Here is a 25,560-nt window from a genome sequence, read left to right as displayed (position 1 = left end):
AGTACAGCATACTCATGAGTTTTGAACCACATCACAGTTATTGTATTGAATTTCTTAGATATTTTTGCTAAATAATGAGCAAGTGAAAACAAATTCTTTAGCGCCTCGGCAGCACCAGTTTATGCCTTTAGATCCGACCTGCCATTGTAGAATTTCTCGCAATGTGGACATATTAAATGTGTGTGTCTCTACTTTCATTGTCTAGAAAGGCCAAAAGAAAAACATAACTGCTGCGTGACGAGAGGAATTTATTTAGAATTCGACGCATCGATCCAACTATTAATTGTTTCATCATCAGGCTTCCAGATCAAATCATCATAAAGCTCTATAAGTTTTTCAATATCCAATGGAATAAATTGTATATCGCAATCACGTGCTCCAAGTGCTTGATCCCGGCACTTTATGTATGAGGCCCATTTTGCGTTGGGTACTCGGCGCAGACCGGCGCTTCTATAGCGGAATAGATTGCCTACATTCCATCCCTCAACCGCTTTCTCGGTTAAACTATCTTCAAGGTTTTCATAATCCTTTTCGACAAAAGGAGATAAACGTTCTAAGAATTTAGGTACCTCGCTGGCTAGGCTTATAACATATTCAAATTCGTCATCGGAATTATTCATATAATTTGAGCCAAGTACGTGTGCGCGCACCTTTGTGTTTGAAACAATAATATTGAAATACTGACGGTCTTTTTCTATCAATGCAAATTTATGAGCATTCCACAAGTTGGTGTCATAGATCCAAATGTTGTCTGTAGACTGCAATACTAACCACTTTGAGTTAGGCGAAAAAACGATGTTCATTGGTGAGTCTGGCGGGGCTTCGAGTTGTATAACTTTTCCATTAATTATCTCACGAACCTCTATTCCATTTTTGTCTTGTTCACGAAAAGGGACTGCTATCCAATTCCAATTAGCTGAAACTGCACCAGTGGCACCGAAAGTACGTTCGGCCTTCGACACGAATGTCCAGTGTTTAGAGGGGTTAGCTCTGCCATCCCATACTCTAAAGTCCTGGTCACTTGTCGAGTATACGCCGTAAGAGCTGCTGTATAGCTGACCTACATTCGGATGAGCACCTTTGCCGAGTAATGCTCCTGTGTTTACATCAATATGGCGCATCACCCCATTTCTATCTCCTAACAATATCCCATTGTCATCGGGCATGAAGGCTATAGAGCGAGCTGGTACGTCATCAGATAAAATAATACGTCTCGACGATTTAGGAAATTTTGCGTCTAGTATTTCCAAAGTTACATCAACGTTGTTTTCGGTCCTACCAGAAAATGCAAGCGTATGATTTCTATTGCTCCAAGCGTGTTGATCGACTACCCAGCCGTTCGGATCTAGCCAATGAAAGGTCTTTCTCGCGGGATTCCATATTCCGAGGCGCTTACGATCGAAATAGTTTAAGGCAAGAAAAAGATCATCATGTGACCATAGCGCTGACGAGTAGAAGGATGCTGGATCAAAAGACACTTGTGTGTATGTATCGTCTAGGATTTGTCCAGTGGTATCCATAAGCGCAAGCCCGTCACTTTCGTAAACAGCAGATTTTCCATCACTTCGAACATCCAGTGCCCCATATATACTCCGGAAATACCCAGGTCCAAACTTTGTTCGTTCAGGTTCAATGTTTTCACGTGTATCGTTTAGGAGATCCCACTTAATGAATCCTCCATCTTCAGACCGGACTAAAACATCGGAGACAGTTAAGAACTGAAGAGTGGAAAGTGGTTTCGAAACAATCTTATTCCCTATCTTCTGACCTTTATCATTGTGAAGCTGAAATGTAGGGGCGGCATCAAGTCCGTCACCCGCCCAATTTTTAGATACTGTTCTCCAACCGTCAGGAGTCGGAATAATCCAGGCTTGACTCCCGCTGAATCCGCCTTCGGTTATCGCGCCATCACGCATGTCATAAATGAAAAATCTGTTTTGGTTTTCGTCACTTTCCTTCAATAAGATCAGAGGACTTTTTACGTCTTCGATGACAAGGCCCTCTAAGCGAACTTGATAAGCTAAATCGATTGCCGAGAGTGCTTGGCGGACAACTTTTCGATAGCTTTCATTTGGATTTTGTTTGTATGCCTTCTCGGCTAGCCGATATGAAAGCACAGGATCTTCGCTTAACCAATTTATTGCTGCATTTCGCGTGGTAAGCGCCTGTCTTTCTTGTTCTAATTCAGCAGTTTGTTCTTGGGTGACGCTTAGCTCATTTTGCGCCGAAGAAAGCCTTTTCAATGTATTGTAAAGGTACCCTGATGTTCCCAGTATAGTTGCGGCCAAAACAATCCCTGAAATCAATATTGCAGCGAAGAATCTAAGCCATGATCGTAAGAAAGAGCTAGATCTAACGATTTTTTGAACCACTAGATCGCTAGGAATACCCTGTTTGACCGCTAGTTTTGTATCGGCGACAAAAACAAAGTCGGAAAGATGCTGCCAAATTTTAGGTTCCTCTGGAGCACGTTCGATTGCACGGTCAACATTGACGGGTATTACCCTTGAGAAAGGCCGCAAATTCCATCGTCCTAAGCGAACAATAAGGTAAGCCGAAAACTCTTCAAATACGCTTGATGATTCATAAACATTATCGGTAACCAAAATAACAAAAGTTCTAGCTGAGCATGCGCGTTTGATGAATGTGTCTAATGAAGTCCCGACATCTTCGTCAGATTCATCACGAAAAACCAATAAGCCTTTAGCTTTTAAACGTCGTTCCAACTCTAATGCATATAACAAATTCCCTGTATGTCGATATGAAATGAAAACATCATACCCTCCAATATTAGACGCCGCTCTCCTGATGGTTCGAGACCGAGACGATTCGGAAAGTTCAGTTCTATTCTGTTTCAGGCCATGGCTTTTTGAGAGCCGTTGCGTTCTTGTTTTCAAAAAATTATTCACAGTATTGTGCGCAATCCATGATGACGGATTAGATTTTTAGGCCGTCATCAATTCCCATAAGCTCTAAAAGTGCTTCGCTGTAACCTCTCATGCTTTTTTGTAACTCTTTGAGCTCTGCACGAAATTGTTCCTTTGTTTTTTCATCATATGGGCCATCTTGAGTGATCTTGTGCCACTTAGCCAAGAATGGGCGCATAACGCGGTTCATAACAAATATTCCAAGTTTGGCGGCTTCTCTAGCTTCGGGCCCTCCCTCGCGAATAATGCCTCGCATTTTTTGAAAAAGCCCATGAAGCGAATTTAATGCAGCTTCTTCAACACCTTCGTCATCATGTAATGGTTCTAAAGAAATACGGGTTGCAAGTTCGATGTAAATTTTCCAAGCAACGGAATGGTCGGCATCTTTAAATATAATGTCCTTTCCTCTCCGACCCCGTGAAAGGCTAAAACTTGGAGACACATTTAAAACAAACTGTCCGAGTGTAATCATTTTGTGTTACCTCCATTCAATACTCCCAATAAGTTCTTGGGTTGGTACTCTGTCTTGCCCTCATACCTGCTTACTACTGTGTGATGAAGATCACATGTATTGCGTATCCCATAACGATAAGAAAATCCACCCAACGAATATGGCATCCCAGAAAGCGCCCCCCTTTTGTAGGTGATTTCTTTGGTATCAAACAGACCCTCCGGTTCTCTTTGTCGTCTAATATTTGCAATTTTTGTAGAGTTGAACCCCAGGCATAATTTAGATGCAGCCTCAAGAATCCATTCTAACGAAATGTTGGAGAGGCCGGGGTTATTTGTTCCCCCTCCCACATTCCCATGATCGCCAGCAAACCAAAGTTGCTCGAATGCAGGAGATAATTCCAACTGGTTCTGACTGTTCCTTTTCTCGATTTCATTTTGTTCCCAAAGCTCAACAGGGAACATGTTTCGTATTTCGTCTATCGAGACTGCGTGGCGAGCAGTTTGTATGTTGTCAGTAAGATTGATGTCATGAAACTTATATTTGACGTTATATCTTTTTGACAACTTAAAGGCTTCCGGTAAACCGAGTGCACACACAGTGTCCCAAACACCAAGGTATTTTATCTTTGGGGACATACCGTAATTAAAGCAATTCGATTTTTTTATGTTTTTAAATTCTAGAATGTTTGTGGATCTAGATCTGTATTCCATGATCATAAAGTCTTCATATGACAACGCGTCCCGCTTCAAAAGACCGCAATGCTGCAAAAGTCCGCAAAAACTACGCGCCGTAAATGCACCCCTTGAGAAGCCAAACACAAAAATTTCATCGCCAGTCCGATAATTCAGACAAAGAAATCTATAGGCCTCTCGGATATCATCTTCGAGGCCGGTTCCAAAGGCGCCGCCTAACTTGGACGATAGAGCAGGCCAGACGCCTCGCGCATTGCCTATACCTTCATCATAGTAAACAAGCTGCCCAATACCATGGGCGTCTTCTGTTAAGACCGCACCTGCAGTTAAAGCGACATTCGTTGTGAAGCGTTGGGAAAGATTCTGCCATGTTCCATCAAAACAAAATATAATACGCTTCATTGTATTCACCTTCTTATTCACAGATGTAATGAGAGAAAATCAGTTTAGTAAAATAGCCTCCGCTCGTTTGCATTACAGTTAGTTGACTTTTCTTGCAATGTTAGATCTATTTCCAACAGTCGATCAATTGGCAGTGGAAGTCATGGCAAAGAAGCTTCTGATGGATTTAGATGATAATATCGAAGCCAATCAAGGAGAGAAGAAGTTTTGATAAAGGTAAGCATTTGGGTGGATTGTGGCAAGCTCTGAGCACATTAAACTACTTCATGCTGGGCCAGAAAAATGGAATATCTGGCGGCGTGAGAACCCCGGAATTTTACCTGATTTATCTGGACTCGATCGACCAAAAGATTCACCAACCTACACTGGATATGATTTTTCTAAAACAAGTTTTGCGCGGGCGGCGCTGCATGGATCTGCTTTTATAGATTGTAATTTCTCTAACAGCGATTTCAGGGGCATCCAAGCTCAAGGAACATATTGGCGAAATTCAAATTTCGCTAATGCACATATTTCCGGGGACCTGATTTTATCTTCATTTTATGGCGCAGATTTTACCGGGGCAACCATTGAAAATTGTGGTTTAATAGATGCCGAATTACGTTTTGTTCGGCTTTGCAATACGACATTTTCCGCTTATCTGGGTGATACGCACATAAATTCTTGGAGTATAATCCGTTCCGATTTATCTGGAATTGTAAATGCTGAAGAGGGGATTCATGAGTACCCGTCGAATATTGATATAGCCACCTTGAATCGGACGGCCAAGCAAATAAGAGAAAATAAAAAATGCCCAGATGTATGGGTTAAATTTTTTGATGATGCTGGGGTGCCTAAAGAAATTTTGGATGTTTTTTTATCCTGGTCACTACAACCGGTTACGGGCATGGAAAATGCAAAAGTTGGAAAAAATTACTTTTCGTGTTTCATTAGCTATAGTTGGCAGGATCGCGAATTTGCCAAAAGATTGCATGATGAATTGAATGCGCAAGGTATACATTGTTGGTTAGATAGCCATCAAATTATTCCTGGTGCAAATATTTTGGATGAAATCGATCGTGGCATCCGTAAGTGGGATAAAGTTCTCCTATGTTGTTCTTCGCATGCTTTACAAAGCCCATGGGTTGATAGAGAATTGGATAAAGCGTTTCAAAAAGAGGAAGCGCTTTGGAAGGAAAGGGGCGAGAAAACCCTCGTTGTAATTCCATTGAACTTAGATAATTACATGTTCGAATGGAATGGTTCTAAAGCATCAATCTTAAAGTCACGTCGAGCAGCCGACTTTACGCGTTGGGATAAAGAGAATTCGCAATTCAAAGAAACGTTCAGAGAAATTCTTGACGCTTTGCAAGCTGACAAAAGCCGCCATCGATTCGAACCCTCCGAAAAACTCTAGCCTACATAGGCCTATTTTACCCAATTTCTAGATATGTCTGGGTAGTGCTTTTGCTGAACTGTTTTGGCATTGAATGCCCACGGGCCAGCGCTTTCGGGCCAACTTCGCCAGTCGGTTACTGGCGGCAATATGTGTTTGCATGGATCGACGACTTCGCGCCCTGTAGTATCGAGTGAAAGAAACGGAAATTCATTAATTGCATTTTCCTCAAATTTCGACTGGTTCATCGCTCGCAACTGATCGCAAGCGACGGAAACTTGCTCTTTTACAGAAAGAAAAATGAATGGGTGAATGCGCCAACTATTAGGAATGTCGTCATAAAATTGGGTCACAACATTGGTCGTGTCAGAAATGAACGCAGCTTTTTCGACTGCTCCCCAGTGACCTGCTCCGAACTTTTGCAAAACTATATTGGAATTTGCTCGGTAAAGTTTTGCTGCGTCAGGTAAATCATAGGCTCGAACGAAATATTTATGTTCATGTTCGAGTTCGTCTGCCAGTCGAAGTGATTCCTTGCTTAATACAGGCTCTGGAATAGGTTCACGAACATCCCATAGTTTAACATTATTATAGTCAGTATTATACCCTGACAATAAAAAGCTGCTCGAGTCCAGAAAGTCCAAATTGACATGAGCTTCTACATGTTTTCCGTTTAATTCCAAAAACCGGTAAGCGATCATCGGGGAATTTGAACTTCCGATGTGAATTTGGCCGTCATTTGTGGCAAATGCGTAAATTGATGCATCATTTGATTGTGCTGCGGCGTAGTACCGTTTGGAATTGCTGCTATCTCTCTCAGTTGTAAACTTAAGGAATTGTCCTTCTTCGACGGAATTGACTCGCGCAACAATCAAGTTGTTGTCGCGCAAGCTTAAATCGTTAACTACGATTTTGTTCCGCGAGACACCACTATGATCGGCAAACTCACGACGTTCTCCGTTTTGGAGATTAATTCCAAAAACAGACGTACCAATGTTAGCGATAAGCCAACTACCATGTGTGTCAAAAACTAAGCCATCGACTCTAGAGGACATGCCGATAAGACCTTTTATCTGAGGCGAAAGTTCTTGGATTTTGTTTCCAGAGTAATCCATTAGAAATAATTCACTATCGCCTGTTCCAATAGCAATTAAATCCTTTGTTGGGTGAGCAGCGACAATTGGTGACGGCCGCGTCGAGTCTAAAACTTCGGGGTTCCCACCTTTCACAGGTATCATTATTATTTTACCACTGTAACTGCCACCAAATATCGTGCTACCGTCTCTTGATATTGCCAATGAGCGCACGCCTCCCCAAGGGCCAGACCATTCTCTCTTGGGTTCGGCGCTACCAATTTCCCACAATCTGACGGTGTTGTTGTGTCCTGTTACGAAAAAGCCATCTCGGCTAGAAACTAGGCCATTCGTTGCATTAGGATTGTTCCATTGACCACGTAATCGATTATGCGTGACCGCTGCAATCAACTCATCGCGGGCATTAATGTACTCTGACTTCCCAGAGATACGGTCGAATAATGTGGCCTGTGCGGAAGGGTCCGCAATGAGTGCCATTATCATTGCGTCAGCGTGCCGACGGTCTTCGTTCAAACGGTTGGCTGCTTGTGCATAAACGGTACTTCGCGTTTCTCTTGTCTGAATGTTTCCGACAATAGCCTGCCAAATTCCAATGATCGCAATTGTAGACAACGCTATACCACCTGCGAATAACGCCTGACTACGTCTGCGGACGGATTTTTGTCGAAGTACTTCTCGTTGTTTGATGGCATCGTATTCACAGTCCAACACCCCTGAGATTAATTTAAGTTTGGCATCATCTCGACCAAACTTTCGAACATCTATCGCCAAAGGTTCTGTAAATTTGCCTGTAAAATTGCCGGTTGCATCAAACTGCTTTTTTAAGGCATCAGGAAAGCACTCGTGCATGCCACCGTGCGGTTCGCCGTCGACGATTAAAGCAAACACCCTGTGAGCACGACCACTTGCTTTGAATTCAGTGATTTCTTCGTTAACCCAATTAGATTGCGCAGAATTTATCGAACAAATTGCTACCAATGCATCGGATGTGTGAAGAGCTGATTTAATTTTGGGGCCAATTTCAGCTAATGCACCCAGTTCTTCATCCTCTCGAAAGCAACGGCCGAATCTTTGTGCTGGGCTTTCTTCATCCAGTAAATGTTTCGGAATACGGTATTTCTCAAGAGCTTGATGAAGCCATTTACCCCAAGTTCGATCCTTGTGAGAGTAGGAGATGAAAACTCTATACGTAAAATCTGAAATGTTTGCCCCCAACTCTAAACTGATATGAAGATATTTAGTTATATCAATAGTCGCTGCAATAGAAAACGAAAGCATGGACTTTCCGTCTCTACAATGTGTGTACAAAAGTGAGTACAAATTCCTCTTGAAATTAGACGTAACAAACAACTATTGTATTGATTTATATAGATATTTGTCTTATGTAAAAGGACATAAGGAAACAAACACCTTAGCGTCTCAGCCGCACCAAGATTCATCACCTCTCTGGAATTCTAACCTGATTTGTAAGCATTGTTGAGGGACGGAAATCCGTCATTTACTCCGCCACAAAATTCCCGCCTTGCCATGTAGCTTCGATTTGAACAGGTGGTTCTTCAGCTTCTGTTGCCAAATTCGCTGGCTTTTCGACTTCTTGGACTATGCCATTCTCAACATGAAAAACCCGATTACAGGTCTCAATAGCAGCTGGCCTGTGAGCGACAATGACTTGCGTAATTGGGAGTTTAGCCAAGAGCTGCACAATATTGCGTTCCGACTGAGGATCAAGATTCGCCGTACCTTCATCAAGGAATAATATCTTAGGCCCATTATATAAAGCTCTTGCCAGCAAGACACGCTGCTTTTGTCCGCCTGATAAGATCGACCCCATATCCCCGACAAGGCTCTGAAAGCCCATAGGCATGGCCATGATATCATCATAGACAAAGGCAGCACGGGCACAGTGCTCTACTTTCTCCATATCCATTTCAGGGTCAAAGAAGCTGATATTGTCATAGAGAGAGCCGGAGAGCAGACGATCATCTTGCATAACAACCCCGATTTGGCTTCGAATGGCTCTTACGCCTGTTGAGGCCAGTGAACGGTCATCATAAAGGACTTCCCCTTCAACGGGATTATGCAGACCAATAAGTTGCTTAAGCAGTGTTGTCTTACCCCCACCCGATGGCCCAACCAAAGCAATACGGTCTTTGGGGTTTATGGTTATATTCACGCCATCGAGCACCCAAGGCTCATTATCCCCATAACGGAAGCGGAGTTTCTTGACTTCGATTTTACCCGAAAGCGTCTTGCCCACCATAAGAGGGGCATCAATGCCCTTTTCTTGATCGGCATAAACAATATCTGCTAAGCGTTCGAGATGAAGCCCAACAGTCCGGAATGAGAAGTAGAGCCCAATCAGAGAATTAATCCGCCCTATGAACTGCCCACGATAGGATTGAAATGCGAAGAACATGCCTAGGGTTAGCGATTGATTGATGACGAGCATAGCGCCGAGATAATAAATACCCAGCTCAAGCAGTCCAAAAATAATCCCGCTACCCGCACCCGCGCTTATCCCAAAGCGCTGTAAACGTAGTCCCACATTAACACTATCGGCATAAGCATTTTGCCAATGCGCATGGCGCTCTTGCTCACGCCCAAAGATTTTAACAGCCCGTGCCCCACGTATAGTCTCTAGCATAATCGTCTGAAGGTCAGCATCTTTCTGTATCTGCTCTTCCGTTATCCGGATGACATAAGGAAAGGTTGCAAGGCGCGTAATGAAAGATAGCAAAATAATACCGCAAACAACACCTGCCAGCATAGGTGAGTAGAGGAACATAATCACGCCCATGGCCACAGCCATAATACCGTCGAGCAATACTGTTACGAAAGCCGATGTAAACAGGTTTTGCACAGGCCCCAATGAGCCCATGCGAGACATAATATCCCCGATATGACGCTTCTCAAAAAACTCCGCTTCTAGCCGCATGACATGGCGCAGCATATTAGACCGCATTTGAAAGTTCAGCAGCGTCCCAAAATACATAGAGATGTAAGAGCGAAGCACCCCAATAGCCGTTTGCACAAAGAGAAGCATGGCAAAGCCTGCAATGATGACTTTGAGAAAATTGGCATCCCCTTTGGCAATAGCTTCATCGACAACCAATTGATTCACCAAGGGCGAGAGCACCGCGAAGACCTGTAAGATGACCGTAATAGCTATGATCTGAAGAATCACGGGAATGAACCCCGTCATCTTTGACCATAAGTCCATAATACGGACGCGCTCTTTCTCTTCCTTTTTCTCAAAATTCGGTGTGGGTGTTAACTCCAGCGCAACACCCGTAAAATGCTTGGAGACTTCGGACAACATCAAAACGCGTTTGCCCTTGGCAGGATCATGGATAGTGACTTTCTTACGGCCCGCTTTCTTCAAGACAACAAAATGGTTTAGGCCCCAATGGAGAATACAAGGCATTTTAAGCTGCCTTAAATCTTCCAAATCACATCGCAGACCACGTCCTGATAGACCTAACTGATCCGCAGCCACAGTCAGAGACTTCAAGTTCACACCTTTAAGTGAAACCGTGAACTTACGCCGGAGTTCCGTCAGGCTGGTTTGATAGCCATGATACCCCGCCACCATAGCGAGGCACGCCATGCCGCATTCAGCGGCTTCAGCTTGAAGGATAACAGGCAGTTTATTCCAGCGAAAGAGGTGGAGCTTGTCTGCGCCTTCAACCTTATCCGTCAGCGTCTCTGCCCTGTTTCTGCTCTTACGGGTAGCTGTCATCAGATTACCCTATGCTCGTAAATAGAGTAAGGCGATAAGATAAACGCTATCTATAGTATTAATAAAAAATAACTCCCCTAACTGGAGAATTCTCTTCACGATTGATTGGATATGGTTAACGCTCAACTCACAAAAGAAATTGGGGAAATCATATGCAAAGCTATAATGTTCAGAATAGCTGTTCCAAATATACCAATATACCGCCTCGTAAATCTCGCTCATTATATACTCCTTTATCTTTGCCCTCACATCCGGAGAGACTGTGAATAAGTTTTTTCAAATTCATGTTGACAATAGGAATATAATCCTTATAAAAGAACATAACAAGAACAAATATCATCTATCTCATACTTTATTTGAGAACGTTAGGAGACGAACATGATACGGAATTTAGAAGAGGAAGAGCTTGAGTATGCCTCTGGCGGTTTTAATCTCGGGGAATATACCGGCCTTCCAAATGGACATCGCGTCAATTTTGAGTCGTCTGCATATGCGTTAAGTTTGGGCGCGTCAGTAGGTCAAAGGGCTAACCTTTCTAATCTAGTTGGAATGGCACCACCTGAACCTCAACCGCGGATTGAACCAGCTGAAGTAATGCCTCAAAGCACACCTGAAATAGAGAGCCTGTCTTTGCCAATTTGTCGGGATAGGCGTGGCCGTTATGCTATCTGTCAAACCGATGGCATGAATGAACGTTGGGAAAGCTATCGTCCGCAACAACCCTCTTTCCGCTCACGATTCATCAATCGGTGAGAAACGCAATAAGTATAACAGAATTAGCACAGACTGTGCTGATAAACAGGTTATCTCAATGGTGAGGTAATTTGAAAAGCGAGAGGCTGCGTCACTGTTTCGACGCAAGACACAGCCCCTCATCAACCCGCAAGCGGGTAGCAGGCTAATAACGGTTTTGCCACTCACTTGCAAACATGTTAAGAAAGGAAACAACATGTTACGTGAACTCAATACAAATGAAATGGAAAACGTCTCAGGAGGGAGTGATTTACCGCCAGATGGGTTTGGTGGACTACAATGGGAATGGGACTGGGCTCAGAGGGATCCACTTGTTATGGAGCAAATGCTTGGTGGAGCAGGCAATGAAGGTAGTGGTGGCTTTTATGGTGGTGGTTCGCTCACACTTGGGCTCGGCGTGAATGCCTATTCCTCCGGATCAGGCGAAAATGACTCCGGCCTTGGAGGCGCGACTGTAGGACTTGGCTATAGTATTACAATTGGTCAATCAGATAATACTGACGATGCAGTAACCGATGTTCAAAACGACCCACAAGTCTGCCTAGGTCTGTGTGCTAACCCTGCTCCGGGAGGTGTAACATTAGGAGTAGGTGTTCAAATACCGTTAAGTGCCATCCCGGGAGCCCCAGATGTTAATGGCGGTAAATCTAAATAAAGTATAATTCTAACTATATGGGAAGGTTACCAATGTAAATTTGGTAACCTTTACAAAATGAAACGCATTGCAATAATTTTCCTTACTGTATTTTCTATTGCTGGATGCAATCCTAAAAAAATAGAAACTAAACATAGCGTTAACGGTCAGATTACAAAAGAGTTTGTATCGCAAATTATGGTCGAATATCAGACTAACAAATTCAACACGTTAGTAATTTCTAGTTATGGAGGTTTGGAAGAAGCCGCTATTGAATTAGCGGATTTCATCCATGAAAATAAGATTAAAGTTACCGCAAAGAATGTTTGCATGTCTAGTTGCGCTATGTACATATTACCTTCAGGTAGTAGTTCATACGTTATGGATGACACTCTTGTAGCATTTCATCCAAGTGTCATTTCATTCGAAGAATTCATTGACATGAGTCAAGTGCCAACTTCTAGGCAATCATATCTGAAAAATTCATACGCTTCGATATATCGCTTTCATGAAATCCACTCCATTGACAATACACTCGTTAAAAGAGCTTTAGATGTTTTGACACCTCTATGCGTTAATGATGTCAGTAATCCGATGAATCTTAGACTCCAGTATAGTTTTTGGATTCCAGATAAAAAAAATTTGGAAAAACATGGATACATTTTTTTAGGTTATTGGCCTGAAAATCGTCAAGAAGCCGAAGCCTTAGTATCCTTACGTATAAAGCCAGGCGTAGAGTGGGTATTTGGACAAGGCGAAAAAAAAATAGAAAATAATGAAATCACTAAATTAGCATTTAGAAGCATATGTAATGAATAAAGATAGATATGAAGCTTACATTTAGAAGAAATGATTTTCTTTTCAGGGATATTTTTTCGTCTTTACTAATTCTGTTATGTATTTATTCTATTTACAGAGATGAATTTTTTAAAGATGAGGGCTTTTCCAACGCTATTTTTTTAATTTGGAACATACTGATTTCTGGTATCGTATTCACACTTTTCTACTTATATATTACACGAGTATGCAAAAATAAGCCTCTCAAATACCTCCTATCTATATTTTTCTACTTGGCTTGTTTCATATTTCTTATTAACGCCTTTTTTACTAGTTAAGCTAAATTTATGTCACTCTTTCGTAAAGAAGCCTTAGAATACAAACGCCGTAAACTGCATGGCGAGGTTATCCTTGTACAGCCTGTTGGCTTTTTAATCATGACGGTTGTATTCTTCGCTGTCACCCTTGGCTTGGTTGGCTTCCTTCTAAACGGTGAATATAAACGCAAAGAAACCGTTGTGGGTTATCTAGCCCCTGCCAATGGCCTATCGATTATACGAGCGGATCAGGGCGGTCGCCTGACACAAGTCTTCGTCAATGAAGGCGATTATGTCGAAGCAGGTGCCCCGCTGTTTGAAAGCCGTGTGGATGTTGAAACTGAGGGCGGCTTTATTGGTGAGCGCCGTCTTGAAAGCACAGACGTTCGTCTCTCTGAGCTTCGCGAGCAGTTAATAAATACACAAAAGCGCTTTGCTGGAGATAGAGCCCGCCTAACCTCACAAGCCTTGAATTATGAGCGTGAACTAGACGGCTTATTGAGGCGTCGAGTATTACAAAATCAAGCGGTTGAACTAGCTGCCGCTCAATTTGAAAAGATAGAACGCTTAACGGCTCAAGAAGTCACCTCACAACTTGAGCTGGATAATGCTCGCTCTAATGATATTAATCAGCGTCTCGCACTGGAAAGCATTGATCAGCAAATCGTATCGCGTGAAGGCACGCTCTCTGAAGTCCGCTTTGCTATTTCAGGCCTTAAAGCCAATGAAGACCGAGAACTCTCACAAACCCGAGTACAAATTAGTCAATTAGAGGAAAGCCGTGCCAGCCTTGAAGCTTCTTCAAGCTATATGGTACGCAGTCCCATTGCAGGAACAGTAACAGCCTTGCAGGGCATGGCAGGGCAAACCGTACCGCCAAATGCTCCGCTTGTGATGATTATTCCTGAAGGTTCCGGCTTACAAGCTACACTTCTAGCTCCAACACGCTCAGCTGGCTTCCTAAAAGCAGGCCAAGATGTGAACCTACTCGTAGATGCATTCCCATATCAAAAGTTTGGCGTCCAGCACGGCATAATCAAAGAGATATCAGCAACGCCTTACCGTCCCGGAGAACTCGACGCCCCTATCCCCTATGAACAAGCCGTCTACCGCGTTGTTGTTGACCTCAACAAACAAACCGTCTCAGCATATGGCAATGAAGTCGACCTTAAAGCAGGCATGACCCTACAAGGTGACCTCATCACAGACCGTCGCACCCTCATGCAATGGATGCTAGACCCGCTCATGACAATGAAACGGAGTTGATAGGGCTAAGACAAAGCAGGCAAGAAGCTAATTTCCGTTTCTAAAATGTGAGTACAAAAGTGAGTACAATTTATGCATGATTTTAAAACTGGATGATAACTATTCCATTGATTTATATAGATATTTACGGTATAGGACAGGTGAGAAGGAATAAACATCCTAGCCTCTCAGCCGCACCACATTCCTGACATTGCAAAGAGCGTAAGCCTTTGAAAAGTCTCGGAAAACCCCTCTTTCCTTTACTTTCCATACGAAAAGTCGCGCGATTTGCCTAACGTCTTGCCTTACAATTGGGCAGATAAAGCCTTGGCAGGAGATGGCTATATGAGGTCGGTTCAGCGTCCAGATCAGTATCTAAAACTACGCAATGACATATGGTATTATATGCGCCGCGTCTCAAAAGCGGCTCGCCATATAGATAAGCGTGTTCTGATTTACCGAACTCTTGAATCGGATAGCCGGAAAGTCGCGCGGCAACGCCGTGATAGATATCCGTCTCGGTAATCGTGACCAAATTGAACGGTGAAAAGATTATGGAACGCATGATAGCGCTTGACCCAATTCATGTCCTTCTATCACCAAAGCTCCAAAGGGAAAAATAAGCCAAGCCTTAGAGCTATATTTAAGTGAGATTGCTCTGGAGGAGCAGATAGGCAAATCACATGAATGGCTCAAGAATTATTCCAAAGTCAAACGCCGTACCGTTGCAAGCTTCATCAAGCTCAATGGAGTTATATTAGCTAGGCCGCGATGAGGCTCGAAATGTTTACCGCTATTGGGCAGACCGCGTTCAGCCCAAGGGCGACCAAAAGCCTATGAGCGGGAGCAGTGCTAATCGAGACTTGGGCAACTTGCGCAAATTATATCGCCGATATTTTGAACATATCGGGGATGAGAACCGCCAAAACCCATTTCTCAATTTACGCTTTGCCTCGCCAAAGCTACAGCAAGTGCAGCCATTTAGTGATGATTGGGTTAGGTCTAAAATTCTCGCGTCTAATATGTTCAAAGGCCTAAACCGAGAGGCAGCTTTGCTTTGTTTGGCCATGATAGAAACAGGATGCAGACCGAACGACTTTGCCAATATCGAGCCTGAGAACATCCGTTTAGACGATGAAATTCCCTATATCCGTATCAGATCAAGCTCCAAGCAGCCGTTAAAATCGACAGCGTCGGTGCGCGAAATTCCGCTTATAGGGGTATCGCTTGAAGCAATGAAATGCGCGCCAAATGGCTTCCCGCACTATCAAGACAGAGGCTATCTTCTGTCCCAAACGCTCCTTAAAGGTTTTAAAGTCATAGAGCTTTTGCCGACAACGAGCCACCGAATTTACAGTTTCAGAAACAGTTTTGAAAAGCGTATGCTGGAGGGCGGTCTTGATTGGGGGCTACGCTGCACCCTTATGGGACACCGCAACCCCCGCCCTGAATATCGCGATGGAGGCTCGCTGAAATACCGCAGAGATGAGATGATGAAGATTGTGCATCCCGTAACTCAGAAGCTTAAAAAGACCTTTCCTTTCAATGATTTTGCGTAATGTTAACTATTTATCAAATTTGCTCAGTTGATGCTGGTAATCTGCCGGTTTTGGAAAATCGCCCGATTCTGCTTGAAAGGCTTTCAGATATTCTTCGCTAATATTGCTGAAGCCCTTAATTACAGTATTAAAATATTTTTCCCTACGCGTTACCTGCATGTATGCTTGTAGCTCTTTTATGAGCGCCTGCAGTGCCAACATAGGTCCACACCTTCGAGCCTGTCCGACCCCTTCCAACGCGGCTATATGAAAGCCTTAGAAACGGAAGGGTTCAATGCCTCCGCCGAAAAGCTTGAGGGCATGACGGGCAAGGCGCATGTTGCAGCGCAGACGTGGCGATTGATTGAAGGCACAGTCGCGCAGAAATACGAACTCCCTCACGGCCCCCACGCGATGATTGAGACGCAACGCGCTTTCTACCTCGTCCCGTAGGAGAGCCATTACGCGCAAAAGTGGGGCAAGCGCATCAAAGGTCGTGAGCTTAGCGGCGGCAGTATTGATTGAGATAAAGGGCGGACGAGAGGGATTGGACGGTGAGTTTAACTGAAGGGATAAAATGCAGCTTAGTTTGAAGCTTACCGAGTGAATTCGTTAAATTGATTTAGAGTCGTTTATGGGGCTAACAGTAATATGAGATATTGGGGAGTTACTCTTACCTTGGCATAGGGATTTAGAAATGGCACCATCTTAAATAAGATGGGAAGCGCGTCATGAGTAAAGATAAGAAACTGAAAAACGTTCACGCTATTCCAGCTTATGTCGCTGAGAATAATTTTGGAGATTATGTTACTGTAGCTGCAAGAATTCTGCGTAATATATATCAATATATCGTGAATGAAAACCAGTCCGAAATATCCAACGGAATCTTGACATTTGAAATTACTGAAAACCAAACTTGGTTGGAGATATTAAGGTTGCCATCTGACCGGCGAAGCTTAGCAAGCATAATTATAAACCATAGCGGAGTTCGCGCGCTAATATTGGATAGCCGACCAGCAAATATCCATCATGAATTGGCAAGTGAAGCCATCGACGAATTGATAAACCTGTTTAATCTTAGTCGAGAAGAGTTAAATCAACTTGCCGCCCGCACAAGTTCGCAAGGGGACATTGGTAATGACCTCATGCAAATCCTTAATAGTGCGATTGTACCTATCGCGCTCGGCCTGCATGAATTTTTTGATGCGTTGTTAGGATTTAGGTTTGAAGGGTTTAATATTTCTGCGCCTGAGGAGGAGCTTGAAATCGGTTCAGCTCGCGTTGCATTGTCGATAAACCCTAAAGACGTAATAAAAAGAACTAAGCGTTTTGGCCTGCGCTTTCATTTCGCACAGATTTATTTCCCCAATATACTTTTAGTTGACCGAGGTTGGAATGTTGCGCCAGTTCCGATTGAAAAGCTGAGACTTAAAGTATTGACAGATATTAGTCAGCCAGTTGCCACAAGATCATCTCGTCCATTTGATCATTCTGTCTTAAGGGGTCGCGCCTTAAAGCTAGCCTTAGAGCTTAACCCCAGAGAAGCTCTGGCAATGCCTTATGATTTTTCTGAGGTGCCCAGGTATGCCAAACGGCAAGTTGAAGAGGATGTTGCAGAGGCGGTGGCTAACGTCATTGATCCATTTTTAAATGATGGGTTAGAGGCTCTGGCTACTGTCTTGGAAAATATTTTACCTGAAAAGCTTGTGCAGTATTTTGGGGCTCAGACTTATGATGTTACGCGTCTTAAGAAGCGCACAGGGAACAATATTCATGCGGAAAGTGGAAATCCGAAAGCTATTTACCCAGAGATAAAGACAAGCTGGAAAGCCGGAAAGTTGCGCTTGGAGAGTCTTGTCCCGCATCCTGGTGGCGAGGGTCAGTTTGATCGTGGACCTATTGAGGGATTCACCCCTGACGCTCAATTACTTCGTCCGCCGCCACGCCCATATGACACGATTGAGTCTGCACAGGAAGATGTCTTTGACATGTGGAATGCAACGACACCTGATTGGCCAGAATTTCCTTTCGACCGAAAATTTCCAGGGCGTGTTCGTTTAGCCAGCAATGCTGTTGGCCCTACAATTTTCGCTCGCCATATTATTCGAGATGCCGATATTATAAAGAGGTTGAAAGTTGGAGACGACTTCATGGTAAATATTAGGGACCTTGCGGATATTGCCTTAGATTTTCAGGGCAGGATAACGCCCGTCAAACAATTTGCGGATAAACCAGCGCTTTTAGTCAGGGGTCTCAGATGTGAATTCAACCTTGATGGAAAAGTGTCAGATGTGTCAATCGATGCTCGCATTCGATTGCGCCCCGTATTGCTTTCGCATGGCTCAGTTAAAAACATGTCGCCAACATTGCGGCGTGAGCTCGCGGAAAGATATAGTGAAAAATCAAGCCTTACCGAACTTGTTGAAGATGTTCACTTTAGAAACTTTGTGTTTTTACATCAGTCATATTTGCCGAGTGAAATTGAGATTTTTCTATCGTCAAATATCCCAGACGCAGTGCCCAAATCTGATGTTAGAAAGTTTTGTGAAAAGTGGGCGCGTGCCATCCCCGCCATTCCGTTGATGCTAGACCCTTGGTTTTCTGTGCATCCAAGTTCCGTAGCGCTGAAGACCTCCAGGCAAAGTCGATCACAAGGTGAGGTGTTGCCTCTCATAAAAATGCCTGACCCCCTCGGTTTCCATTCAGCCGCTAAACAACTTGCCCTATCAGAGGGGGTTTTAAATTTATTTGGTGAATGGATAATCGATACACAACCTTTGGACTCAACTCAAAACATAGTATCAACTTTTAAAAATGTAAGCGTCAGAAACGGGTGGCTTGTGATGGATCGAAATCAATCTATTTTAGATGCTTTTTAGTATAGAGAGACGAAGGTTTAATTTTCCAAAACCGTATCAATAATGACTTTTGGATGCGTTAAAATGAGGAGTTCTCCGCCGTCTTTTGCGCTGACAATATTTAATTTAATACCGGCTTCCAAAAGACTATTCGCGCGATCAAATCTTGTATTTTGATCCTTCTCTCCAATGATAAGAGACATGGGTACTTTTATTTTTCTTATCTTTTCTTCTGAATTTGGTACCAAATGTTTCCAGCCCGCGGCATATGGTCTGTAGGCGTTGGGTTCGCCAAATTTGAGGCCGTGGCATAGGTTTTTCATATAGGCTGGATTATCAAGCGTCGCTTTGTCAACAGGGGCACTCGCGAAGGTTTGCCTTAGGAATTTTTCAGGACCATCTCGAAGATAAAAGGCATATCCTGCTCGGGCAACAAATTCGACCATCCATGGCGCGCTTAACATCAGCGTTGAAATGAATCTGTGCAAAGGCGGCATATTGCTTTGCTGCTCTTGGGTCGCAAAAGGCAGAATGGGGGATATTGTGGTGAGACTCTGAACTTTTTCGGGGTACAGATCCGTAAACTCTAAAGCGAACATGCCTCCTAGCGTTTGGGACAATATTTTTGCCGAAGGGATGTTTAAATGCTCCAAAAGGTCTGAAAAATCTTTAGCTGTCTGCGTAGGGTGCTTGACGCCTTTGGGGTAACCCGAAGATCTACGGTAATAGGGCCGCGCAGGTAGAATGATTTTTAGCCCCTTTTGAGTCGCATAATGGGTTAGTTCTGTAGGCCATAAATCACCGAATAACTCATTATGAAAAAACAGGCACGGTATCCCATTAGGATGACCGAATACAGCATAATCCAATTTTCTTCCGTCGGGTAATTTTAAGAGGTGCCAATGCTCTTCTCTTGGATAAGGTGGTTCAAAAGTTTTATTTCCATCTGCATTAACTAAAGTTTTTCCAACCGAGTTTTCGTCAAATGTGAGAGAGGCCAGGCTGACAGCAAGGCGGATAAATTGAAGCTGACTATTCGTGCTGGTCTTGGCGTAAATATCTCGAATTTGTGTTCTGACAGTCGTGATTGAGGTTTGCCGCCGGTTCGCAATGTCATTTACAGAAACACCATCCGAGATGAGGCGGAACACTTCTATCTCTGAATTTGTCAGGTTAAACGTTTTCTTGAGCAGCGGCGTCATATGATCAGGCCATCTGATATTGATGGCTTGAATCAAAAGGCAATGCGTGTTGCCGTCCAGTTTCCAAGGTGTCAGGCAAACAAAATATGTTTGTTCTGGGTTTTCTCGTTCTAGTTCAATCAGGTCTATAAAATTTGACGTAGGCTCAAAATGTTGGACCGAAATTTTGTTTAGATATGCTTTAAGGTCATTTTGACTTTTTTCGGTAAAATTATATTGAAATGGGACGTCGTCTCTGGTCAGAGAGAAGACTGATTTCGCAATATCATTAATTTCCAAAACCTGTCCGTGGCTGTCTAGGGCGACCATTGGATGGTTCGCACGATTGACAGAATGTCTAAGGGACTGGGATTTAGAGGTTTCTTTATCGATAAAAAGATCAGCAACCTCGATGGCTTTTAAGACATCATCTTCTTTCAGAGCCCTTCTTATTCCGTCGTCACCCTCTGAAAGATCGAGATAAGAATTAAATATATGTGCAAACTCATAAAAACGGTCAGGGGACAGCGCGATCGAAAAAAGCTCATTCGAAAAATTTCTATCCGTCTTTGTCATTAGGTTCCCAATTATTTGCGCCGCGAGTCACTCTACCGTCTCCTACGTGTGATTTCATCCTCAAATTTAAGTATGGAGGGTCAATTTCCTGTGACAATGTCAAGTTTAACCTAATAAAAGTTAGACATTTTGACAGTACTCGTAAATAGGTGAAGTCGAGGGGGCTTCATGGACATTATTAGTAACAAACGTTTTGTTCAACGATCTCAAGACCTATCTAGGTTACAAGTCATCATTTATGGCATGCCCATGCTGCCTCTGGCGATGGGGTTTTCAATCCTCATTATGTTCATGCCGAGCTATTACGGCCTGAATATGGGCCTTGGCTTGGGAGTGGTGGGGCTAGTATTTGCGGTGGGGCGCATTTTTGATTTCATCACTGATCCGATTATCGGCGTTGCCACAGATAAAACGCAGAGCCGTTTTGGCGCGCGAAAACCTTGGATTACGCTCGGTTTATGTCTCTTTTGCTTGGCGACATATCTCTTGTTCTTGCCGCCGGAATCGCCAAGCCTCGCTTACCTGTTCTTCGCAGCATGTCTCTATTTTTTAGGATTCACAATAAGCGACATTCCCTTGGCCGCCATGGGGCTCGAAATATCTGATGACCTAAATGAACGGACGCGGCTGGCGGCGAGTAAATCAGTCTTTTTTGTTTCTGGCGGCATTGCAGGTGCAGCTATCCCCGCAATCTGGAATGATAATCTTGAGCAGGCCTTTGGATATTCTGTGACGGCAATCGTCATCGCGACACTCGTTATTTTACCGCTCTTTTCATACTTCATGCCGTCCGAGGCAAAAAGTAGAATTCAGGATAAATCTTCTATTTTAGAGCAGTATGCCCGCTTATTGCGCGATAAAAATGTGCGGCGCATAATTGCTGTGTTTTTCACATTGATGATAGGGGCCTCGATGTCAGGCTCACTAAGTCTTTTATATGTCAGCTATATTTTAGAACGCCCCGATATCATTGGCATTGCCTGGATGGCCAGTGGCTTGGGTATTTTTTGCGGCCTTCCAATTTGGTATAGATTTTCAAAAAAAAGAGGCAAATTGAAAGCCTGGCGTTTAGCCATACTCCTTGGCATAGGGTTTGGGTGGCCGTTATTGATATTAAGCGAAGGTGATGAAGCTATTTTAGTCGTCATCAGTTTTTGCTTAGGGATTTGCGCAGCGTGCCAAACGATTATGCCGATTTCAATGTTGGCCGATCACGTTTCTGCTACGCAGCAAAGCGGGAAAGCAGGGCAAGCAGGCGGCATTACAGGGCTGAAAAATGCCATGTCTAAGTTTTCTGTTATTCTGCCGCTGATGATTGCATTCCCGATATTGAGCGCATTGGGTCTGGAAAAAACAGCCCCGGAAATCGCGGCGACGGAGGTTTCATTGGATGGCCCGCAGAGACTGGCGCTCATTACATTCTATGCCGGGGTGCCGCTATTATTGCGCGCCTTTGCCTATATGCTGACCCGTCGTCTCTGGACGACGTCAGAAAATAAAGTGCCATCCGCCCTATAAAAGAAATTTCTTTTTATACCTAAATGTGAGTATGCGCATTTTTTCTCCGCCCTGTAGCGTTCCTACAAAGCTAGCGATTTAGCTTTGGACTGTAAGGGTGCTGCAGGTCCTTAGGACGTTTCACCCTGACTAAAGTGATAATATGGCCGCTCATATGGGATGGGCGGTCTGACATCATCATTGTGAGGGGACTGTCATGTCAGCAATTAAATTAAACAATTTGAAAAAATATCTTTTATCGGGCGCCGCCTTGGCCTTGACGGCGGGCGGGCCTCATGCGGCCTTTGCCAATGATGTCAGTGCCTCTGACCTTGCCGCAATGCAGGCTCAAATTGAGGCGTTGCGCCAACAGGTGCAAACCTTGAAATCTGCGGCGCAAGTGAATCAACGTAGTGCAGCGACAGGATTTGGCTCTATTTCTCTAGATAATGGTAATCCATTTGCGGGAAATAATCGGAATAGCGGAAATGGTTGTAATGCTGGAGATGAAAGCTTTTATTCTCTTCAATGTGGATATCAGGCAGACGCAAGTGATGATGACTCAACTGCAATTGGTGCCAGAGCAGTGGCAAATAATAGAGGCTCTGTCGCCTTAGGCTCTTTCGCATTCGCAGATGTAAATGGAACTGTGGCGTTGGGGTCCAGTACCGATGCTACCGCTCTTGGCGCTATTGCAATTGGAAGCGGGACGAATGGCACAGTTTCAAATCTATTATCAAGTGTTTCGGGGGCTAAAGCGACAGGCATAGCTTCAATTGCGATCGGTAGTGCGGTTGTCGATAATACAGCTACCACACTATTTTCATCAGCACGTGCTACAGATGATTTCACTATTAGTTTTGGGACAAGTTCAGAAGCTACCGCTGAAGGTGCTATCGCTTTTGGGCACAATTCTGAAGCGCTTGGACGTTACTCCACAGCTATGGGCTTTCAAGCCGAGGCGGATAATCGCTCTGCTGTGGCAGTGGGCTCGGAAAGCTTTGCCGATTCCAGCGGCTCTGTGGCCATTGGCGGCGGTAAGCCTGTCGGAACAGGTGTGTTAGCCGAAGACGGGGCCACGGCCTCTGGCGACGGCGCGATAGCGATTGGCGGCGTTGTAACAGACTCTGCCCTCGCAACACTTGCTGTCGCTGCGGAAGCTGATGGCACAGGCGCAATCGCAATCGGTAGTGCCTCTGTTGCCAATACAACGGGGGCCGTAGCCTTGGGCCGTAATGCAAATGCCTTCACGACTTTCACAACAGCGATAGGCGGCGACGCCGAAGCCACTGCTGACCGCGCTGTGGCTCTTGGGAATAACAGTAAAGCAACGGGCGTGCGTTCAACGAGTGTCGGGACCTCGGCGGATGCTACAGGTTTAAGGGCATCGGCTTTCGGGAATGACGCGCAGGCCGCAAGTTCATCCTCTGCTTTTGGTGCTGGCGCTGAGGCTATTGGAGGAAATTCAACAGCAATTGGTGCTTTCGCAGAAGCAACAATGAGCAATAGTGTTGCTGTCGGTAACAGTGCAGATGCATTAGGAAGTTCGTCAACGGCCATTGGGGTTGCGTCCGATGCAATAGCTAGCAGGGCGACAGCTTTGGGACATACCTCTGTTGCCAATGCTAGCGACTCCACCGCTATTGGAGCATCTTCGGATGCAACAGCTGCTAGAGCAACAGCTGTTGGTTTTAGTGCTCAAGCGACGGGCCAAGAAGCAGTAGCTTTGGGCACTGGCAGTGATGCGAGTGGTGGCTTTTCAACAGCCTTGGGCAGCTCTTCATCTGCAGTATTTAATGCTACAGCTATTGGGCATTCAGCTGTGGCCTCAGGAACTTTTTCAACAGCTATTGGCCGAAGCACAAATGCGACAATGAGAAATGCCTCGGCTTTGGGTGCGCAGGCACAAGCCACTGCAGAGGGGGCAACCGCTTTGGGAGCAGGGTTAGCCAGCACTTCGGCAAACGCGTCGGGAGATGGGTCCGTAGCCATTGGCGGCGCTAATGGATCTATTATAGGTGCAAATGCGAGCGGGGCAGGCGCGATTGCGATGGGTGGCAATTCAGGGGCTTCAGGACTTAATTCCGTCGCGATGGGTGTTGCGACTGTGGCTAATCAGAATTTCGCTATTGCCATCGGTAACTCTGCGGACGCCACAGGTATCGGGTCAACAGCCATTGGCTCGGCTTCTAACGCCTCTGCGACCAATAGTTTTGCGTTAGGCGCAAATAGTGTGGCTTCAGGCCTGCAATCCACAGCTTTAGGGCGTCAGGCGGATGCCGGCGGCGCGCAAGCTGCGGCCATTGGTTTCCAAGCTAACGCATCGGGGAATTTCGGCTTTGCTTTGGGGCCGCGCTCTGACGCTGGCGGTGCAAATGCGGTGTCACTCGGATTGGATAGTGAAGCCACGGGAACCAATAGCTTCGCCATGGGCGTAAATGCCTCTTCAACACATGCCAATGCCATGGCGATAGGCGCCAATACGGCGACGACATTGGCGAACCAAATATCACTAGGTAGCTCGACGAATATCTATACCTTAGCTGGGATTACCTCAGCGGCCTCACTGGCCAATCAGGGAGCTGTCACAGGCGTCATCACAACGGATGCCAATGGGAATTTGGCCTCTGACGGAGGGGCGCTGCAAACCTCTCTGGATGATCATGAGACGCGGATTACAGCGCTTGAAGGCACGGCGGCACAAGGGCTGAAAGATACAGCGGCAACCATGGGAGAGCAAGCGAAAGCCGTAGCACCACATGTGAATAGCGCGGTTCAGTCTGAACTTTTAGCGGCTGAGGGTGCGCCGACGCAAGAGAAGGCTGCATCTCCATCCGGCACAATCAAGACTGATGCATCCTTGGGTCGTTCCTTAAGCTCATCCATATCCAGCACGGCATCCCTACCGATGTCTTCGCCGGATAATGCTGTCATTGGTACAAATATGATGATGGAAGACCCGCAAACAGCGACGAATACGACAAATATCGCAACAAATGCTGGGAATATCGCCACGAATGCGACGAATATCTCCCTCAATGCGGAGCGTATTAATGTCAATTCCACACGCATTGCGTCAAATGCCAATAATATCACAGCCAATGCGGCTGCGATTGACCTGAACCGTCAAAGTATCAGTAGTAATACGGATAACATCCTGCGCAATATTGACGATATTGACGACATTAAAGGCGGATTAGCGACTGTGGCGGCGCTGCCGACCGTGGTGCTGCCCCAAGGATCAACACTCGGTATGTCCGGCGGTTTTGGCTTTTATGGTGGCAAAACAGGTTTTGGTATCGGCATCGCCGCGCGGGCGAATGATAATATCGCTTTCGGCGCATCCCTCGGCGGCGGTGATGGGGAAACCTCCGGCAAAGTCAGCGTGACGTGGAATAATTAGGTCAAATTAGCCAATAAAATGCAGCGCATACTCAATTCTGAGTATGCGCGAAAATTCTCACTGCGATAGAAATTTTCAAAAAATTGGCTGCACAGGCA

The 25,560-nt window shown here is 44.8% G+C and carries 18 protein-coding genes; 11 read left to right on the top strand and 7 right to left on the bottom strand.

Translation table 11 applies throughout. From position 1 onward, the window contains the following. Positions 1-248: 248 nt before the first annotated feature. The 3 genes from F569_RS0105265 to F569_RS16600 are packed head-to-tail and all read right to left on the bottom strand — an operon-like array spanning position 249 to position 4,475. Positions 249-2,909 carry a toll/interleukin-1 receptor domain-containing protein gene (locus F569_RS0105265; protein ID WP_233353599.1) on the bottom strand — a complete coding sequence of 887 codons (2,661 nt, stop codon included), beginning with the start codon at positions 2,907-2,909 and terminating at the stop codon, positions 249-251. Positions 2,910-2,937: 28 nt separating this feature from the next. Continuing rightward, complete coding sequence (locus F569_RS16605; RefSeq protein ID WP_051279345.1) at positions 2,938-3,399, bottom strand: hypothetical protein; 462 nt, start codon at positions 3,397-3,399, stop codon at positions 2,938-2,940. Next, a complete protein-coding gene (locus F569_RS16600) occupies positions 3,396-4,475 on the bottom strand; it encodes a DUF2235 domain-containing protein (protein WP_051279343.1) in 1,080 nt (359 codons plus the stop codon). Before F569_RS16600 ends, F569_RS16605 begins: the two co-directional genes overlap by 4 nt. 235 nt (positions 4,476-4,710) lie before the next feature. Between F569_RS16600 and F569_RS0105245 the strand changes: the two genes are divergently transcribed. Next, entirely contained in the window at positions 4,711-5,871 is a 1,161-nt protein-coding gene (locus tag F569_RS0105245; RefSeq protein WP_026941349.1) for a toll/interleukin-1 receptor domain-containing protein, read from the top strand. 11 nt (positions 5,872-5,882) lie between these two features. Here the strand turns inward: F569_RS0105245 and F569_RS0105240 are convergent, their stop codons facing one another. Further along, the gene (locus F569_RS0105240) at positions 5,883-8,222 is read right to left on the bottom strand and encodes a toll/interleukin-1 receptor domain-containing protein (RefSeq protein WP_026941348.1); all 2,340 of its coding nucleotides are present in this window, start codon (positions 8,220-8,222) and stop codon (positions 5,883-5,885) included. A gap of 220 nt (positions 8,223-8,442) precedes the next feature. After that, positions 8,443-10,683, bottom strand: coding sequence for a peptidase domain-containing ABC transporter (locus tag F569_RS16595; RefSeq protein ID WP_084168802.1), 2,241 nt, complete (start codon positions 10,681-10,683; stop codon positions 8,443-8,445). Between the two features lie 378 nt (positions 10,684-11,061). Here F569_RS16595 and F569_RS0105225 point away from each other — a divergent pair, with 378 nt between their 5' ends. From F569_RS0105225 to F569_RS16590, 6 genes are all read left to right on the top strand, one after another. Then, a complete protein-coding gene (locus tag F569_RS0105225; RefSeq protein WP_026941347.1) occupies positions 11,062-11,436 on the top strand; it encodes a hypothetical protein in 375 nt (124 codons plus the stop codon). Positions 11,437-11,632: 196 nt separating this feature from the next. Then, the gene (locus F569_RS0105220; protein WP_026941346.1) at positions 11,633-12,091 is read left to right on the top strand and encodes a hypothetical protein; all 459 of its coding nucleotides are present in this window, start codon (positions 11,633-11,635) and stop codon (positions 12,089-12,091) included. Positions 12,092-12,148: 57 nt separating this feature from the next. Further along, positions 12,149-12,889, top strand: a complete 741-nt coding sequence (locus tag F569_RS0105215; protein WP_026941345.1) for a hypothetical protein — start codon at positions 12,149-12,151, stop codon at positions 12,887-12,889. Positions 12,890-13,194: 305 nt separating this feature from the next. Continuing rightward, a complete protein-coding gene (locus F569_RS0105205; RefSeq protein WP_026941343.1) occupies positions 13,195-14,430 on the top strand; it encodes an HlyD family secretion protein in 1,236 nt (411 codons plus the stop codon). Positions 14,431-14,697: 267 nt separating this feature from the next. Then, positions 14,698-14,934 carry a hypothetical protein gene (locus F569_RS19495; protein WP_154813642.1) on the top strand — a complete coding sequence of 79 codons (237 nt, stop codon included), beginning with the start codon at positions 14,698-14,700 and terminating at the stop codon, positions 14,932-14,934. Positions 14,935-15,245: 311 nt separating this feature from the next. Further along, positions 15,246-15,968 (top strand): site-specific integrase, encoded by a 723-nt coding sequence (locus F569_RS16590; protein WP_026941341.1) that lies wholly within the window; start codon positions 15,246-15,248, stop codon positions 15,966-15,968. A 6-nt stretch (positions 15,969-15,974) separates the two neighbouring features. On the opposite strand, the gene F569_RS0105190 is transcribed toward F569_RS16590, so the two are convergent. Next, positions 15,975-16,169 carry a hypothetical protein gene (locus tag F569_RS0105190; protein ID WP_026941340.1) on the bottom strand — a complete coding sequence of 65 codons (195 nt, stop codon included), beginning with the start codon at positions 16,167-16,169 and terminating at the stop codon, positions 15,975-15,977. A gap of 45 nt (positions 16,170-16,214) precedes the next feature. On the opposite strand from F569_RS0105190, the gene F569_RS0105185 reads away from it, so the two are divergent. Next, positions 16,215-16,400, top strand: coding sequence for a DUF3363 domain-containing protein (locus F569_RS0105185; protein WP_026941339.1), 186 nt, complete (start codon positions 16,215-16,217; stop codon positions 16,398-16,400). Between the two features lie 278 nt (positions 16,401-16,678). Next, positions 16,679-18,826 (top strand): hypothetical protein, encoded by a 2,148-nt coding sequence (locus F569_RS0105180; RefSeq protein ID WP_026941338.1) that lies wholly within the window; start codon positions 16,679-16,681, stop codon positions 18,824-18,826. A 17-nt stretch (positions 18,827-18,843) separates the two neighbouring features. Here F569_RS0105180 and F569_RS0105175 read toward each other — a convergent pair whose 3' ends face one another. Continuing rightward, positions 18,844-20,562: an alpha/beta fold hydrolase gene (locus F569_RS0105175; protein ID WP_026941337.1), complete on the bottom strand. Its 1,719-nt coding sequence runs from the start codon at positions 20,560-20,562 to the stop codon at positions 18,844-18,846. A 168-nt stretch (positions 20,563-20,730) separates the two neighbouring features. Here F569_RS0105175 and F569_RS0105170 point away from each other — a divergent pair, with 168 nt between their 5' ends. Beyond that, a complete protein-coding gene (locus tag F569_RS0105170) occupies positions 20,731-22,080 on the top strand; it encodes an MFS transporter (protein WP_084168800.1) in 1,350 nt (449 codons plus the stop codon). Positions 22,081-22,276: 196 nt separating this feature from the next. Beyond that, positions 22,277-25,462, top strand: a complete 3,186-nt coding sequence (locus F569_RS0105165; RefSeq protein WP_026941335.1) for a YadA-like family protein — start codon at positions 22,277-22,279, stop codon at positions 25,460-25,462. The last annotated feature ends 98 nt before the right edge of the window (positions 25,463-25,560 follow it).

Source organism: Hellea balneolensis DSM 19091, assembly GCF_000428525.1.
In the GTDB taxonomy this organism is placed as follows: Bacteria; Pseudomonadota; Alphaproteobacteria; order Caulobacterales; family Maricaulaceae; genus Hellea; species Hellea balneolensis.
The sequence above is the reverse complement of the archived record's forward strand: the minus strand, read 5'-3'. Positions and strand labels throughout refer to the sequence as shown.

What these genes read in the sequence shown, in the direction of transcription:
- F569_RS0105215 (WP_026941345.1), top strand. Translation starts at nt 12,149, where the DNA reads ATGAAACGCATTGCAATAATTTTCCTTACTGTATTTTCTATTGCTGGA.
- F569_RS0105240 (WP_026941348.1), bottom strand. Translation starts at nt 8,222, where the DNA reads ATGCTTTCGTTTTCTATTGCAGCGACTATTGATATAACTAAATATCTT.
- F569_RS0105220 (WP_026941346.1), top strand. Translation starts at nt 11,633, where the DNA reads ATGTTACGTGAACTCAATACAAATGAAATGGAAAACGTCTCAGGAGGG.
- F569_RS0105165 (WP_026941335.1), top strand. Translation starts at nt 22,277, where the DNA reads ATGTCAGCAATTAAATTAAACAATTTGAAAAAATATCTTTTATCGGGC.
- F569_RS16590 (WP_026941341.1), top strand. Translation starts at nt 15,246, where the DNA reads ATGAGCGGGAGCAGTGCTAATCGAGACTTGGGCAACTTGCGCAAATTA.
- F569_RS0105190 (WP_026941340.1), bottom strand. Translation starts at nt 16,169, where the DNA reads ATGTTGGCACTGCAGGCGCTCATAAAAGAGCTACAAGCATACATGCAG.
- F569_RS0105175 (WP_026941337.1), bottom strand. Translation starts at nt 20,562, where the DNA reads ATGACAAAGACGGATAGAAATTTTTCGAATGAGCTTTTTTCGATCGCG.
- F569_RS0105170 (WP_084168800.1), top strand. Translation starts at nt 20,731, where the DNA reads ATGGACATTATTAGTAACAAACGTTTTGTTCAACGATCTCAAGACCTA.
- F569_RS0105205 (WP_026941343.1), top strand. Translation starts at nt 13,195, where the DNA reads ATGTCACTCTTTCGTAAAGAAGCCTTAGAATACAAACGCCGTAAACTG.
- F569_RS0105185 (WP_026941339.1), top strand. Translation starts at nt 16,215, where the DNA reads ATGAAAGCCTTAGAAACGGAAGGGTTCAATGCCTCCGCCGAAAAGCTT.
- F569_RS16595 (WP_084168802.1), bottom strand. Translation starts at nt 10,683, where the DNA reads ATGACAGCTACCCGTAAGAGCAGAAACAGGGCAGAGACGCTGACGGAT.
- F569_RS16600 (WP_051279343.1), bottom strand. Translation starts at nt 4,475, where the DNA reads ATGAAGCGTATTATATTTTGTTTTGATGGAACATGGCAGAATCTTTCC.
- F569_RS0105225 (WP_026941347.1), top strand. Translation starts at nt 11,062, where the DNA reads ATGATACGGAATTTAGAAGAGGAAGAGCTTGAGTATGCCTCTGGCGGT.
- F569_RS0105180 (WP_026941338.1), top strand. Translation starts at nt 16,679, where the DNA reads ATGAGTAAAGATAAGAAACTGAAAAACGTTCACGCTATTCCAGCTTAT.
- F569_RS16605 (WP_051279345.1), bottom strand. Translation starts at nt 3,399, where the DNA reads ATGATTACACTCGGACAGTTTGTTTTAAATGTGTCTCCAAGTTTTAGC.